The organism is Bartonella sp. WD16.2, assembly GCF_002022505.1.
GTDB lineage: Bacteria > Pseudomonadota > Alphaproteobacteria > Rhizobiales > Rhizobiaceae > Bartonella.
The window spans coordinates 120,198-132,974 of the sequence record NZ_CP019781.1; the positions used below are offsets into that span (position 1 = coordinate 120,198).

Here is a 12,777-nt window from a genome sequence, read left to right on the forward strand (position 1 = left end):
TTTTAATCGGATTGGTTTAAAGAGGATGTAGGGTTATGGTTATGCGTCGTGTCTTAAAACATCATGTTTGTTTATGTGTCCTCTCAACGGCTATTGTGGCTGGGTTGGCTCTTATTACATCTCAAAAAGTATATGCTCAACAACAACAAAATTGTATGGGTTGGGTTGAGGGTAGTGAGACGGGTCTACTTTTAGCGAGGGGGCATGATGAGAAGGATGGGAAGATTGTGTGTCAAGGTGTGACAAGGAGGCTGATTGGTGTGAGAACAATAGATATGAGTAATCCTGATGATGGTGAGGCTATAAAGATAACGGGGTCGGGGGCGAATATTACGATAGGAGATGATCCGCTGACGGTTACAGATAAGAGTAATAATAGTGATAAATCGGCGATTAGAGTGGAACAGGGGGGACGCTGACGTTGAAGGAGAATGTTAGTGTTACAGATGTGCAGAAGATGATGGAGGTTGAGGGGAAAGGATCTGTGATTACGGTAAATGGGGGGACGTTTAGGTTGAAGAATGCGATTGGGGCAGGGAAGAATGGGGAGGGGAGGGTTATGATTGAGGTGAAGGATGAGGGGAGGATTGTTTTTGATAAGAGGGCGGTGGGGCGTAATGGGGGTGATCTGACTATTAGCGGGGGTATGGGAGCTATGACTACGGTAACGGGGATAGAGGTGAGTGGAACAGGGGGAGAGGTGGAGGTGAGGAAGGGAACGACACTTGATTTTACAGGGGTGAAAGAAGCGATAAAGATTAAGAGTAGTGGGACGGCTAATATAAGAGGAGAGGGAATTATAAATATTACGGGAAGTGGGGGTGCTGGGAGTACGGTGGTGAAGATGGAGGGCTTAGGGAAGGCTGATGTGATGAATCTGACTGTTAATGGGAGTGGGGGAGCGACAGTAACAGGGGCTGAGGTATCAAGTGGGACGTTGGAATTGACTAGAGTGACGTTGATGCAGGTCACAACAGGGGCAAAGGTAACAGGGAGTGGGACGGCTGAGTTGATAAAGGTGGGGATTACGGGAGGGGGTGGAAATCAGGGTACGAGGGTGGATAGCTCGGGGACAGTCACGTTGACCAATGTGGATATTTCAAATTTCAAAACAGGGGTGGAGGCGACAAAGGGGATGCTGGTGATAAATGGTACGTCGACGATTATGTGGTGCCCAGACGCGGCCCGATTATAATTAATAAAATCAATAGGTTATTGCAAAGGTAAGGGAATTTGTACTTATTGATTCTATTAAGTTTTTTTGTGCACTATCCCGCACCTTTTTGTAGCTTTTTTGTTATTTATTCCCATTCATTTTTTCTAAATATGGAGTCAGATTATGCCAGCATAATACTTGACTTTTATTGCTATTGATCGTATAGTTATAGTATACGATAAGGAATGGTAATGGCAATTGTAAGCTTCAAGCATAAAGGCCTAAAATTATTTTACACGACGGGTTCCACTAAAGCTATTCAAGCAGCTCACGCAAAAAAGTTACGTGTTATTTTAACGGCTTTAACAAGTGCTACGTGCCCTGAAATGTTGAAAGCACCTGCTTTTAAAATACACTCTCTTAAAGGCGAACTTACAGGCTACTATTCTATATGGGTTAACGGCAATTGGCGCATTACATTTCGTTTTATCGGAACAGACGTTGAGCTTGTTGATTATCAAGATTACCATTGATGAAAGGAAGTAAAACAATGATGCATAACCCTGCACATCCAGGCGAAGTTCTAAAAGTGGCTTTTTTAGAAGAAATGGATATAACAATACAAAAATTAGCCGATCATCTCCATGTAACAAGAGCTTCTCTATCAAGAGTTATTAATGGACATGCTTCTATGAGCACCGAACTTGCAGTTAAATTAGAATTAGCTGGTTTTAGTAAAGCGAAGTTTTGGTTAGATATGCAAACAAACTATAATTTATGGCAAGCAAGGCAACGAGCACAACCATCTATTCGTCCTCTGGTTTCTGATACTACTCAAATGTCGCTTTGATTTCGTCACTGATTTTGATAGCTTTTAGTCTGTTTTTAAAACTATGGTTTATAATCCTAACCTTTTTGAAGTTTTTTGATAGATTCCAGAGCTAATCTTTTGCGGTCAGCAGTCTTTGTATAGAGTGATGCCATACGGTCTTCTGTCCATCCAAAAATTGCTTTAAGTTGTGTGCGACCGTAGCCCCTGCATTGGCAGCTCTTGTTGCAGCTAATTTTCTTAAACCATGTGCTGATTTTTTTATTCCCGCTGCATTGCAAGCATCTCTAAACAGGTTCCCAAAGGTTTCTTTGGTTAGTTTCTTGCCTCCTTTCCCACAAATAAAAGTTTCATCACCAATAGGTCCCATTTCAAGTGTTTTTGCTAATTCGGGTAGAATAGGAAGAAAAACATCTGTTTGAAATTTGCTTTTTTCCGTCTTTAAATGAATGATGTTATCTTTAACGTCCTTCCAACCGATACGTACAACATCCCCCCTTCGTAAACCTGTGTAGAGAAGAACATCAATCCATACCCGTTCGTGCGTTCCAAGAGACCATTGTTGATAATATTTGTCGATGTCCTCTTCTATCCAAGCAGGGAATCCATCCTTGTTTTTGAGAAATGGTGTTTTAACCCCTAAAGCAGGATTATTTTCTAAAAGTCCTTGTTCAACTGCCCATTTAAAAAGGCCATTAACTGCTTTGAGAAAATTCCGAGCAGTTGCGGGTGTTTCCTTACGTCGTTCAACACCAGCTGTAATATGCGACTTTTTAATTGCTTTGTATGGAATATCTCCTATGGCATCTGACACTTTCATCAGAATGAGTTCTTTTTGTCTTTTCGTAGCATGAGCTAGGTTATGCCAAGTGACGCTGTCAAAATATTGTTTCAGGAGCCATATGAAACTACCTTCAACGAGTTTACCAGGTTTAGATTTAGGAAGCTTGTATCCTTGTAACTCAGAAAGAGCATCTTTATAGTCGTCAACAAATTCTTGTGTACCATAGGTTCCACGCACTCTACGCCTTTGACCATGGCCAATACGCACGTACCATACAATTTTACCATAGCGCGTAATTTCTTTGACAAGGTGGGGAGGCCGTGGTTTAGGCATAGCGTGACCTTACATACCAATATCAAAGTCATAATCACCCTTTGAGAGATCTAATAATCTGTCTGGATGAGTAGCAGTATTTGGTATGGTGATGTCAGGTTTGAGATAAATTAAGAGTTCACCGGTTGGTTTGATTTCCATTAACTCACAACCTTGCTTTTTAGCTTCTCTTAAAGCTCTTGCAATAGCGGACTGTGTTACGGCAGCGTGGCGACGAGCCATGTTAAATTTCCTTAAGTTTGATTGCACTTCACCTGTGGTGTGAAGCACGCGTGTGTTGAAAGTGATTGAAAAATGGGTGGGGGCGCTTAGGGGAGGGAGAACAGCGCCCCCTATGGGTTTAAGCAGCGTTTGTCAAGAATTGCATATCTTGTTCTACTTCTGCTAAAAATGCTTCAACAGCTTTATTGATGAGCTCAATCTGTTCATCATCGCGTGGAATGCGTAGAGCCCTGATACACAAATGAGGTGATTTATCTATAAACCAAGGATGATAGCTAACAAAATCACACCATTTTCGCCCTGTACAAGCCATTTGAAACTGCATTTGTAAGATATATTCAGGCTTGATTTTACCGTCTCGCAAAAAACGAACATGGGTTATTTCTTGAGGGCATTTAACTTCTATGAGGCCATCATCTCCAATGAGACCATCAGGACTAGCGCCTGCCATTTCAATTGTCGGGTGAGGAATAAACCCACATCGTGTGACGGTAGTATCGTAAAGAAAGCTATATTCTTCAATTGCACTGTCTTCATGTTCATTACCCCATCGCATGGCAGGCGTTTCATAAGATGATACTGTTTTACCAGTTAAACGTTCTGTAATGAGCTTGATTTTGTACTCTTCATATTTACTTGTTGGTAAGCCTTTAGCTGTTTTATCGACGATGCTGTTAATGTTTGAAGCTGTGACTTTACCTAAACGGGCTTGAAACCATTCTGCTGTTCTTTGTTGCATATCACACTCCCATTGAAGCTTGTTGAATTGGTGTGTTTGGTAAAGGTAAAGCTTGTTGTGCTTCATTCATTTGTAAGTGTTGTTTTGCTTCCAAACGCCTTAAAATAATTTGCCCTGTCTCATGAGACATTTCTGCAAAGTTTGTGACCTTTGCATAAAAGAGTACTTTTTCTTCGTCTGTTTTTGTTTGTTCCATTAACTCTTTGATTTGCGCAAGTGATTCATCAGATATTCTCTCGTTTTGGGGATTATCATTAACTTCACTGAGGTAAATAGCTTCATTGATACGTTCAGCTTCGTCTTTATCGTAGATACCAGATAAACCGAATGCATAACGAGCACACTGTATAAGTGCTTTATGACGCAGCATACGAGCAGGACATTGATTCCAAGGTTCTGTATTTCGCTTACATTCTTTGAGATATTCTGTGATTTTAAAGGGGTATTTCTTGTCTTTCAAATATATAGCGCATGTAACAGAAAACAGATTGCCTTCATTATCAAAGTTTTCTTGGAGTTCCACTCCATCAAGATTATCATGTGAATGTATGACTTTGAGCCACCCATCAACAGAGACAACCGATATAATACCGCCGCCTCTTTTAGGGATGGCATATATTTCTTTTCTCAGGGGATTTAATCCATAATCATTGGCAAGATAAACAAAGACCAAAAACTCAGCATTAGAAATATTACCGCTAATACATGTTTTGAAAATTGCTTCACGAAATTCTTGTTCTGATAAATCATATTGTTGCGCCATTTTTGCAACGAGAGGAGTTGTCATTATCGTTATCCTTAACTTTGGGTACACCCCACCTGTGGCGTGAAGCACGCATGTGTTGAAAAGGGTGTGTTTTGATTAATTTTTAGATGTATTGAGAAGAAAGCGTTGTTGCTGTCATTCTTTTAAAATTACCATTCTTGTCAGCGCTCACAAAAAGACTCAAAGTTCTGAGTTCGTCCATCATCTCCAATTTCTGTATACCCACAAATTTCCTGGTATCCATTAATATGTACGTTGTCATGAACTTTAGCTTGATCATACACTTTTGCATGGTCATAGATTTTAGCGTTGTCACAAATGCGTGCTTGATCATAAACGCGTGCGTTGCCGTACACTTGCGCATTATTATAAACACGCGCATCATCATAAACCCATGCATTATTATAAACTCGCGCTTTATCAAGAATTTTCGCCTGGTCGCAAATTCGTGCATCACCATAAACAAGTGCATTGCCACTCACTAATGCACGGCCGTAAACACACGCTTGACCGGAGATGCGCGCTTGATTACCAATTTGCGCCTGATCATAAATGTGTGCTGAACCGAAAACTTTTGCGTTACCCGACACATGAGCATAGTGACAAATCCATGCCTCACCATATACCCGTGCATCATCATAAATTCGCGCGACATCAAAAATCTTGGCATTGTAATAAACCCAACAATTGCCTTTATGAGAGAGGTTGACTTCTCGTTCTATAAAGCCACCTAAATCACCCGTTTTGATATCACCAAAGTCCCTTAATGCTCTAATTCGGTAAAGAGTACGTCGATTAACATTGATTGTATCATTTGTTAGCTTAAATTTTTTATCCATAATCCAAGACCCCATTTTAATATATTTTTTTATCTGTCAGGCGCAAAACGCAAGGTGTTGATAGACTATTCTGCCTGCACCACTTTTTTCAGCCCGGGCAAGCTTTTTTGCCATGTCTACGGTAAGGTAGTATTTCTTTTTTTGATCATCATCTTGATCTTCAGAAGGCAATATGCGAAAGTCCTCTCCTTCCTCAAATTCATATTCTTGGATGCGTTGAGTAATCCAATCATTAAAGTTGGTTTTTACCTTCAAACGCTCATGTAATATATGAGCTTTCACCATTCTCACCATTCGCACGGTTTCTTGATCAGTTGTATTATTCTGATGAGTGATAGGAGTTTCCATTATTGAACCCTCCGATAATTCATGTTTAAAACATCGCAAGGACGCAAACGATGTTGCTCTTCATAAGTACCATAGGTTGCATCAGCATATTCACGTTCTGCTATACTTTCTAAAAGATCATGATATGCATCGCTTTCAGCTATAAATGGATACGGTGCTTCCTCTACAAAATAATAATTGACGTAATCGTCTAAGTATTTTTGGACATAAAGTTCAGCAACTTCTTCTGAAATATCATCGTAGCGGTTTGAGTAAAGATCGATACGAAGAATGCTTTCAACATTGTCTAAACCGTCAACAATATCCCGGATTTCAGTTTCTTCGAATGGTCCAAATTCAGCATAGGGATAATCATCATTACTGCATATAATCAGCAAGATTTCATGAGCACCTACAAAAACCTGTTTATTCATTTTCCATCCCCTCTATTCCATGTTGGTAAATGTTTCTTTTTACTTTATGGGGGTAGATATTTCACTTTTAATGAAAAATATTAATAATAATTTTCATAAAATAAGAAATATTTACGCGGGAAAAATGATAATGAAAAAAAAGATGCTAAAAAAACTTTGGGATTGCACAGATAAAAAAGTGATAGCTGCTATTATTTTTTGTCTAAAGAGCAGGAATTCTGAAGAATCGTTAAAACAGCTTGCTGAACTTCAGGATTTGCTTGATAAAAAAGACTGACGAATTGCCCAGATCCTTTAATTAAAAAGGGTGGTATCTCACCAACAAAATTAATGATTTTTATTAATTCGTCTGCTTTTATTGAACGGTTTGTACCCGAGTTATTTAATATGCTGGTTAGAGTGGATGGCAATATGCCTAGATGTTCAGCCAGCATTTTTTTGCTGCCGTGTCCTTTTTTAGCTAGTTGCTCATTGAGCCATAGTCTTAATTGTTCACGTTCCATAAAATAAAACTCTTTCAGATTGAATGAAAAATCAATGTCATAAATTCTGAAATTTCCTCTTGATAAAATTCAGAATTTATGAAATTATGTTTTTATGAAACAAGAGCCTGCATATACCATTATAAAATATTTAGGGGGAGCCGCTAATGTCGCCCGCATTTTACATAAATGTAAAGGGGCTGTTTATCGCGTAACTTACTCTAAAAAAAGGGGCGGTGCAAATGGGTTATTTCCTGCAACTTATCAAGCGAAATTGCTTAATTACGCTAAACGCAACGACATAGACTTACGTCCTGATGATTTCTTTTATCCCGAGCGTTTGCAAGATTTAATGCAGCAAAAAGACACCTCCCCATCGTGTGAATTTGTAGATGGTTGTGTAGCAAGCAGGGCAGGGTATGAGCAAAAAGATGCACAACAATCATTAGGTGGATAAGAACATGAGTATAGAAAAGAAATACGAGTTTGTAGAAGAAATTAATCAAGGTGATGGTTCATTTCTTTATCGTATTCGTGCATTAAAAGACTTTGGTTATGTTGAAGCGGGTGATTTGGGTGGTTTTATAGAAACAGAAGACAATCTTTCTCATGAGGGTGATTGTTGGGTTGGGGATGATGCTAAGGTTTATGACAATGCTCAGATTTATGATGATGCTTTGGTTTACGGTGACGCAGAAATTTATGACGCTGCTATGGTTTTTGGTTGTGCACGCGTTTACGGCCGTACTTATGTTTACGGCAAAGCTTGTATTTACGGCAAGGCTTGGGTTGGCGGTGCTACAATGGTTTGTGATAATGCTCTGGTTTACGGCAGTGCAGATGTTTCTGGCAATGCACGTATTTTCGATAATGCAATAATTTCCGGTAAAGCACAAGTTTACGGCAATACGCTGATTTACGGTAATGCAGAAGTTTGTGGCAATGCACTTGTTTTCGACATTGCAAAAATTTCCGGTAATGCAAAGATTTCTAGTGGTAAATGGGGTTGTGATTGTTCGGTTAACAATACCACATAAATTGACACGAGTATCGTGAGATCGTCCTCATTAAAAATGAGCTTTAATTTACAAACCATTCCTTGTCTTTGTTTAAGTGCGAAGACAGGCTGGGCAATTTTATACTTAAAGAAAGAAGGAGATATGTGATGGCCACTCAATCACCCTGGGTAAAATTTTATCCTAATCAATTTTTAAAAGAGCTTGAAGGTTTGAAAGCAGCAGAAACTGCTGTTTATACAACATTGGTAGCGCTCATGATTAATAAGGGCGCACCTATTTTAAACAATGTTTCTCAATTAACAAATTTGTGTGGCTGTTCAGTGCAGACGTTTCGAAAGATATTAAAAGCTTTGATTAGCTGTGGTCTTATCACTCGTTTAGAAGATGGCAGCTTATGGCATGCCTCATCAACATTTGATCTTGATATCAACGAAACTTCAAACACTGTAAGACGGAATGAGAAAAAAAAGGGGGAAGGCTATGTCAACTAAAATGTCATGGACAAGGCTTTTTGCAGACAAGTGGATACTTGATCTGACTTATTTGTCTCCTATTGAAAGCAACGTCTATATAAGATTACAGCTAGAAATGTTGCGCACTGGTGAGCCACTTTTAAATAACATGAAGGTTTTAGCTCGTTATACTGCTTGTTCAGTAAAAACATTTATGAAAGCATTAAATGTTTTACTGAGCACTGGTCATATTATTCGTTTAGAAGACGGTCGTTTGTGGAGTCAGCAAGTTGAAGAAGAACTGAATGATAGCAATAAAAATTTAGATAAGTTTTCAGAAAGAGCTTCCAAAGCAGCGCAGGCGAGATGGGATAAACAAAAAAAATTAGCTGATTCATTAGCAATTAGTGATGATGACAATGCTAGTGATATGCTTAAGCAATGCTTAAGTAATGCTAACAATATGCTTGTTGATGCTATTAACAATAACAATAACATATATAAAAAAACTAACACTATCGTGTTATCAAAAAAAGAAAATGCTTTGGAAGATTTAGCAACTGAAGTTTCGGTTCAAGGTGAAACAACCGATAATGCTGTTGAGCAGCATTTGGATCACGATACACCCTCATCAGAAAACCAATCACCCGTTTCACAGCAAAAAAGCACTGAAAAGAAAACCAAGCGGTCTGGAGATAGACGAGGATGCCGATTGCCTCACGATTTCGAACCTGATTACGATTTTGCAATTCAAGAGGGTTTGCCTCCAGAGCTGGTTAGAACCGAAATTGAAAATTTTAAAGATTACTGGCGTTCAAGCGCTAACCCCAACGCCGTCAAAAAGGATTGGCCAGCAGCATGGCGTATTTGGGTACGAAAGAAGATCGAGGATCTTAAGAAAGGAAAAAACTATGGAAAACCAAGCATTGAGTACACAAAACAACAGCGTGGACGCAATTATCGAATTGCACAGCACATGTCCAATATCAAAAATTCAGATAATGTTTACAAATTTTTATTCGAGGATGACGAAAGAACCGCCATTCCTTTGGAAAACGGGGCAAAAACCATCGATTGCAGAAGCGAAGAAAGCTACCTCATTGGTCCATGATGCCTTGAAGAAGCTTGAGAAAAAAGCCACTGAGGAAGAAATCCAAACAGCGTATCTTGTCCTTTCAAGCGGTTTAAAAAACCAATTGGGATCAGACGAAAAATCAACATCGCTTGCGTATTTCTACGCTCTTGATGGCGTAAGCAGCTGGGTATTGCAAACGGCTACAAAGGGTGCCTTGAAAGGAAAAGCAGAAGGATTAACACGACCTTTATGCCATCAACAGCAGATTTTTATCATTACTGTGAAAAACCTGAACACAGTATTCGCACAAGGGCTAGTTGTATTCTTAAAGATCTTCAAAAGCCTGAGTTAGAAAGCAAGAAACAGGAGAAGTTGGTAATGTTAGAACGTCTGGAAGCTTTTCAAAAAGAACTTCGCAAAACATTTGAGACAGCAAAATAGAGAAAAGTGCTGATCAGTTTTGGATTAGATGTGCATTTAAATCAACAGAAACGCATCTTAGAGAAAGATTTAAAAGTTTTTTGATGAATTTCCCCAAACACATTGGGAACATAAAACACTCTGTACGGGGCTAATTTAAGGAAAATAGAACAGATGCAAAAATTAGGGCAATCGCTATGAAAATTGTAACAGGTGATGAGTTTTTTGTTTGATAGTAAAAGATAGTTTTGTTATACAAATATCCAAGTGCTTCAAAAACACTTAGCGATAAGCGGATAGGTTACGAAACAATCTCTCCAATGTCTTTTAAAAGCTGAATTTTCTTTATACATATTCTAGCGTATAGTGGTTTTGTCGGGTGTAGTTACACCATACAATACCCTTTATGGGGAAAGTGTAACGACGGGCTTATCGCCGTGTTTTTGAGCGCCCGGCGCCCTTTTGGGTGTCAATCAAAAACATCTTTACGATAAGGAAAAATCCAAATGAAAAAATATGAATTTACAAGTGAAATCAAAGAAATTGAAGGGTATACTTTTCATTGTATTCATGCATTAAGAGACTTTGGTGATGTTAAAGCTGGTGACCTTTGTGGTTTTATAGAGAAAGAAGACAATCTTTCTCATGATGACAATTGTTGGGTTGGGGGTAGTACATTGGTGTGTTGTGAAGCTTTAGTTTACGACAATGCTATCGTGTGTGATGATGCTGTTGTTTGTGGACACGTTTATGGGAATGCTCGTATTTTAAAGAAAGCATGGGTTCATAATGATGCACATATTTATGGGGATTCTGAGGTCTCCGGTTCAGCTCGTATTAAACCAGGGGCAAAAGTTGCTGGTTCTGCAAAAATTTATGGTTCTGTTTATGGTAATGCAAAAATTTCTGGTAATGGATGTGTTTGAGGAAAAGCATATGGAAATGCAAAAATCACAGGACAAAACGAGTAGTCTATTCCAACAAATTGTGAGGTTTATGAAGGCGATAATATCGTCGAGGTTGCTACAGCAGCGTAAATAACAGGCACGGGGGCGCCTGCTTTTAAACAGCAAAACAAAGCCGCGTCATTTATGTGATGCAGCTTAACGTTTTCAGAAATAATCTTGTAAAATTGTTTAACTTAAATGTTGTTTACTCTAACGTTATTTAAGATTAGGGAATAAGATTTTCCAAATGATGTAAGCATTAAAGAGAATTTTTATTCACAACTTTAGAATAAAAAATCCTATGGTATTTTCATCTCCTTTATAGAGAGAGAATACAGAGCCATTTATTTGTACTATTAAGTAAAAATCCTCAAAACTACTAAACTCCCAACACCTCTTGATGTGACAATAATCAAAATCGTTCTTAAACAAATAATCAGACAAATAGTAATTGATGCTTGCAATACGCTGGTTAACCGCATCATGATCATGAAAAATATCAATAACGTCTTTCTGAAAATTAACATCAGGATTTTTTCTTTGGTAATTGTTGTAGACACAGATGAGAAGATCATCAAAAATTTTCTGCCATTGAATGTTTGTTTTTGATGTTAAGAGAGCATCCTGTTCTAAGGTTGCATCTCCATTATGATGTGTCTTTAAAAACCTAATTCTCTCAGGTATATAAAACATAGCTTTTTTCTGTAAGCTCTATGTGTTTTTCAGTTTTTCTTGTTAATAGGTTTTCATCCACAGAACCGTTTTCTGTGTTCATTATGCTTTAAAGAAGATCATATTTTTTCAAAATATCTCTTATTGCTTGAACCAATTGATTTTCTTTAACGGTTATTTGCGCTGGTCGACTTTCACGTTTTTCTTGCACTTTCTGCGGGACGAGCAGAAAGTGGTACAATTCCTCGAGAATCGATGGCCGTTGCGCCATCAGTTATTGTTACTCCTGTTTTTTCTTGGGCAGGTTTTTATCTTGGAGGTCAGATTGGTGTTTTTTCGAGTAAAACTGATCTAAGTTCAAGTTATTTAAAGAATGGTGATGTTGAAAAATGGGCTTTAATTAAGAAAGATTTTATGCCTAAACTTTCAGGGTTTGTTGGAGGTTTTTATGCAGGTGCCAATGTTAGTTTCGGGAATAATTTTATTCTAGGTGTTGATACGGATATAGTTTTGTTTAATAAAAAGGACATAAAAACTATTGATATAAACGATGGTGGTGAAAATAAAGAGTTAAAAAATAAAAACGTAACGAGAGATTCTGAAGGAATAGTTTCTGCTTCTGGTTATGATACTTATAATGAAGACGTTGTTCCAAAAATTAAATTTGCAACTTATAATCATACTTTAAAACAGAAATGGGTTGGTGCTACGCGGGCACGTATCGGTTTTGTTGCTGATCGTGTTATGCCTTATATCGCTGGTGGTGTTTCTTATACGCAGTTTCAAGATATCTTATTGAGATCGAACGAAGAACAAGGTCAAATAATGATTAATACAATAGGAGAAAAAAGGACAATGATTGGTTATATTTTTGGTGTTGGTGTTGATTTTGCGATGATAGGTAACACTATTTTGCGTACAGAGTATCGTTATTCGGGTTTTGGTAAACAGAAATTCACAAAGAATGGAATTGAGCGTAGTTATAAAGCTAATGATTTCCGTATAGGTATGGCCTATAAATTCTAATGTTTATAAAGTTAAGTTATGAAAAAAGCTCTATTAATAGAGCTTTTTTGATCAATTCGCATTATAAGGAACTGTTTTTGGGATGGAGAAGAGGTTAAGTTATTTTCTTAATTGAATTTTGACAAGTTTTTGTGTTTATAATAGCAGCCATATTTAATCCGGGGTTATTGTGAATAGTAAAAAACAATATATGGTAATATTATTGTATGTTTTAGGGGGAGTATGTAAACGTTGGCACCATAGTAGTTAATCGCT

The 12,777-nt window shown here is 38.0% G+C and carries 20 protein-coding genes and 1 pseudogene; 11 read left to right on the forward strand and 10 right to left on the reverse strand.

The genetic code is table 11. The features are described from left to right. Nucleotides 1–35: 35 nt before the first annotated feature. The 4 genes from BWD162_RS00450 to BWD162_RS00465 all read left to right on the forward strand — a co-directional run bounded on the left by BWD162_RS00450 (nucleotide 36) and on the right by BWD162_RS00465 (nucleotide 2,006). The gene (locus BWD162_RS00450) at nucleotides 36–419 is read left to right on the forward strand and encodes a hypothetical protein (protein ID WP_078704972.1); all 384 of its coding nucleotides are present in this window, start codon (nucleotides 36–38) and stop codon (nucleotides 417–419) included. Between the two features lie 2 nt (nucleotides 420–421). After that, complete coding sequence (locus tag BWD162_RS00455; protein ID WP_153300973.1) at nucleotides 422–1,195, forward strand: hypothetical protein; 774 nt, start codon at nucleotides 422–424, stop codon at nucleotides 1,193–1,195. A 212-nt stretch (nucleotides 1,196–1,407) separates the two neighbouring features. Further along, the gene (locus BWD162_RS00460) at nucleotides 1,408–1,689 is read left to right on the forward strand and encodes a type II toxin-antitoxin system RelE/ParE family toxin (protein WP_010703127.1); all 282 of its coding nucleotides are present in this window, start codon (nucleotides 1,408–1,410) and stop codon (nucleotides 1,687–1,689) included. 17 nt (nucleotides 1,690–1,706) lie between these two features. Then, nucleotides 1,707–2,006, forward strand: a complete 300-nt coding sequence (locus tag BWD162_RS00465; protein WP_078704974.1) for a HigA family addiction module antitoxin — start codon at nucleotides 1,707–1,709, stop codon at nucleotides 2,004–2,006. A gap of 56 nt (nucleotides 2,007–2,062) precedes the next feature. On the opposite strand, the pseudogene BWD162_RS00470 reads toward BWD162_RS00465, so the two are convergent. From BWD162_RS00470 to BWD162_RS00505, 8 genes and pseudogenes are all read right to left on the reverse strand, one after another. Beyond that, a pseudogene (locus tag BWD162_RS00470) lies at nucleotides 2,063–3,102 on the reverse strand (tyrosine-type recombinase/integrase). A gap of 9 nt (nucleotides 3,103–3,111) precedes the next feature. Further along, nucleotides 3,112–3,324: a hypothetical protein gene (locus BWD162_RS00475; RefSeq protein ID WP_078704975.1), complete on the reverse strand. Its 213-nt coding sequence runs from the start codon at nucleotides 3,322–3,324 to the stop codon at nucleotides 3,112–3,114. A 118-nt stretch (nucleotides 3,325–3,442) separates the two neighbouring features. Further along, nucleotides 3,443–4,063, reverse strand: coding sequence for a lambda exonuclease family protein (locus tag BWD162_RS00480; RefSeq protein ID WP_078704976.1), 621 nt, complete (start codon nucleotides 4,061–4,063; stop codon nucleotides 3,443–3,445). 1 nt (nucleotide 4,064) lies between these two features. Continuing rightward, nucleotides 4,065–4,850: a phage recombination protein Bet gene (gene bet, locus BWD162_RS00485; protein ID WP_078704977.1), complete on the reverse strand. Its 786-nt coding sequence runs from the start codon at nucleotides 4,848–4,850 to the stop codon at nucleotides 4,065–4,067. A 140-nt stretch (nucleotides 4,851–4,990) separates the two neighbouring features. After that, a complete protein-coding gene (locus BWD162_RS00490; protein WP_078704978.1) occupies nucleotides 4,991–5,668 on the reverse strand; it encodes a hypothetical protein in 678 nt (225 codons plus the stop codon). A gap of 36 nt (nucleotides 5,669–5,704) precedes the next feature. After that, complete coding sequence (locus tag BWD162_RS00495; protein WP_078704979.1) at nucleotides 5,705–6,016, reverse strand: antA/AntB antirepressor family protein; 312 nt, start codon at nucleotides 6,014–6,016, stop codon at nucleotides 5,705–5,707. Further along, nucleotides 6,016–6,393: a hypothetical protein gene (locus BWD162_RS00500; RefSeq protein WP_236824119.1), complete on the reverse strand. Its 378-nt coding sequence runs from the start codon at nucleotides 6,391–6,393 to the stop codon at nucleotides 6,016–6,018. Before BWD162_RS00500 ends, BWD162_RS00495 begins: the two co-directional genes overlap by 1 nt. A gap of 227 nt (nucleotides 6,394–6,620) precedes the next feature. After that, entirely contained in the window at nucleotides 6,621–6,932 is a 312-nt protein-coding gene (locus BWD162_RS00505; RefSeq protein ID WP_010702522.1) for a transcriptional regulator, read from the reverse strand. Between the two features lie 94 nt (nucleotides 6,933–7,026). Between BWD162_RS00505 and BWD162_RS00510 the strand changes: the two genes are divergently transcribed. The 6 genes from BWD162_RS00510 (at nucleotide 7,027) to BWD162_RS00535 (ending at nucleotide 10,803) form a co-directional block, all read left to right on the forward strand. Beyond that, nucleotides 7,027–7,368: a hypothetical protein gene (locus BWD162_RS00510; protein WP_078704981.1), complete on the forward strand. Its 342-nt coding sequence runs from the start codon at nucleotides 7,027–7,029 to the stop codon at nucleotides 7,366–7,368. Between the two features lie 4 nt (nucleotides 7,369–7,372). Continuing rightward, the gene (locus BWD162_RS00515; RefSeq protein WP_236824120.1) at nucleotides 7,373–7,948 is read left to right on the forward strand and encodes a hypothetical protein; all 576 of its coding nucleotides are present in this window, start codon (nucleotides 7,373–7,375) and stop codon (nucleotides 7,946–7,948) included. A gap of 128 nt (nucleotides 7,949–8,076) precedes the next feature. After that, complete coding sequence (locus BWD162_RS00520; protein ID WP_078704982.1) at nucleotides 8,077–8,421, forward strand: DUF1376 domain-containing protein; 345 nt, start codon at nucleotides 8,077–8,079, stop codon at nucleotides 8,419–8,421. Beyond that, a complete protein-coding gene (locus BWD162_RS00525) occupies nucleotides 8,411–9,493 on the forward strand; it encodes a DUF1376 domain-containing protein (protein WP_078704983.1) in 1,083 nt (360 codons plus the stop codon). The genes BWD162_RS00520 and BWD162_RS00525 overlap by 11 nt, the downstream gene beginning before the upstream one ends. Then, nucleotides 9,483–9,809, forward strand: coding sequence for a hypothetical protein (locus BWD162_RS00530; protein WP_335617776.1), 327 nt, complete (start codon nucleotides 9,483–9,485; stop codon nucleotides 9,807–9,809). The genes BWD162_RS00525 and BWD162_RS00530 overlap by 11 nt, the downstream gene beginning before the upstream one ends. A gap of 574 nt (nucleotides 9,810–10,383) precedes the next feature. Beyond that, nucleotides 10,384–10,803, forward strand: a complete 420-nt coding sequence (locus BWD162_RS00535; RefSeq protein ID WP_236824102.1) for a hypothetical protein — start codon at nucleotides 10,384–10,386, stop codon at nucleotides 10,801–10,803. A 297-nt stretch (nucleotides 10,804–11,100) separates the two neighbouring features. Here BWD162_RS00535 and BWD162_RS00540 read toward each other — a convergent pair whose 3' ends face one another. Then, entirely contained in the window at nucleotides 11,101–11,517 is a 417-nt protein-coding gene (locus BWD162_RS00540; RefSeq protein ID WP_236824101.1) for a hypothetical protein, read from the reverse strand. An 88-nt stretch (nucleotides 11,518–11,605) separates the two neighbouring features. Then, entirely contained in the window at nucleotides 11,606–11,767 is a 162-nt protein-coding gene (locus BWD162_RS07640) for a hypothetical protein (RefSeq protein WP_153300974.1), read from the reverse strand. Here BWD162_RS07640 and BWD162_RS00545 point away from each other — a divergent pair. After that, entirely contained in the window at nucleotides 11,752–12,522 is a 771-nt protein-coding gene (locus BWD162_RS00545; protein WP_078704984.1) for an outer membrane protein, read from the forward strand. The two genes, BWD162_RS07640 and BWD162_RS00545, sit on opposite strands and share 16 nt — an antisense overlap. Nucleotides 12,523–12,777 lie beyond the last annotated feature (255 nt).